Below are 1,429 nucleotides of genomic sequence, written 5' to 3' on the forward strand. Positions count from 1 at the left end.
CCCACGCCGAGGCGTCAATGCGCCACGGTGGCAGTCTAAGAAGCCAACGGCAGCGAGGGCGAGTCCATGAAAAAGAATACGACGCTTAAACAGTCCCTGTCTTCAACCGATGTGTCGGCCTGTACGACAGTGGCGGTCGATCTTGCCAAGCAGGTCTTTCAGGTCGCAGGCGAAGACGCTCTGGGCCAGGTGCTTTATGAAGAACGCCTCAAATCGCGTGAAGCTTTCCACGCCTTTTTGCGCAAGCTGCCGCCCAACATTGTTGTGCTGATGGAAACCGGGCCAGGTGCTCAAGCTTGGGCACGACAGCTACAGGCTCAGGGCAATTTGGCGCGAATTCTGCCGGCCCAGCTTGTAGCCAAGCACCGCACCGGCGCGAAAAATGATCGCAACGATGTGTTGGCCATTTTGCGTGCGAACCGGGACCAAAAAATTATCGCGGTACCGATCAAAAGTGCCTCCGCCCTGGCAATGCAGGCATTGCACCGTGCCCGGCAAGGTTATGTACGTCGGCGCACCGCCACCAGTAATCAGATGCGTGGGCTACTGATGGAACATGGCGTTGCCTTGGCACAAGGTGATGTTGCTATCAGTCAAACCCTGCCTCGGGTGCTGGAAGATGCCACCCAACCGCTGCCGGACATGTTGCGAGAGCTGATCGACGAGTTGCTGGGCGAATGGCGTCAGTTAGGCGAGCGGATCAACGTGTTGACCGGTCGCTTGGAGGCCGCTGCGAAGGAGGATGAAACAGCCAGACGGCTGATGACCGTACGCGGTGTCGGACCGATCATCGCCACGGCGATACTGGCCAAACAGACCGAGCCGGAGCGCTTCGCCGATGCACGTCGCTTCGCTGCCTACTTTGGCCTGGTGCCTGATCAGAACAGCAGTGGGTCGAAGGTTCGCCTGGGCCGGATGTGCAAACGAGGCGATGGCTACGTGCGCAGCCTGATGGTGCAGGGGGCTCACGCGGTATTGAGGCAGCTGCGCCCAGATTCGGAACAGCCCGACGATCGTCGCTTGCAACGCTGGCAGAGTCGGCTGGGACGCAAGGAAGCAGCGGTACGGCTGGCGAATCGCAACCTGCGAATCATCTGGGTACTGCTACAGAATGACCAGACTTATCGCCGCCAACCGGCCGATGGCCGGCCGGCGGCGACAAGTTGTTGATCGACAGCGTTCTGCCACCGGGGCGCAAGTGCGCTCCAGCCCCTGCTAGAAAACATTGACCCCAGGTCAGACCGTCGCGGATTGATGCCTGCGCTCCTACCGGCCTTCGAGGCCTGAATGTAATCGGCATACCGTGAGCTCAACCAATGTTGGCCAGAAGCCAAAGATGGCTTCCTCGAATAGGCCTTATACATAGATGCAACCGGGTAGCAGTGTTTGAAAAGCAGGTAGACAGTGGGGGCGAGTCCATACATAGGAG

1 protein-coding gene is annotated in these 1,429 nt (G+C 59.1%); it reads left to right on the forward strand.

From position 1 onward, the window contains the following. The first annotated feature begins 111 nt into the window (after nucleotides 1-111). Nucleotides 112-1,170 carry an IS110 family transposase gene (locus tag KGB06_RS00020; RefSeq protein WP_223511103.1) on the forward strand — a complete coding sequence of 353 codons (1,059 nt, stop codon included), beginning with the start codon at nucleotides 112-114 and terminating at the stop codon, nucleotides 1,168-1,170. The last annotated feature ends 259 nt before the right edge of the window (nucleotides 1,171-1,429 follow it).

Origin of the sequence: Pseudomonas sp. GL-B-19 (assembly GCF_019956415.1) — a bacterium.
In the GTDB taxonomy this organism is placed as follows: Bacteria; Pseudomonadota; Gammaproteobacteria; order Pseudomonadales; family Pseudomonadaceae; genus Aquipseudomonas.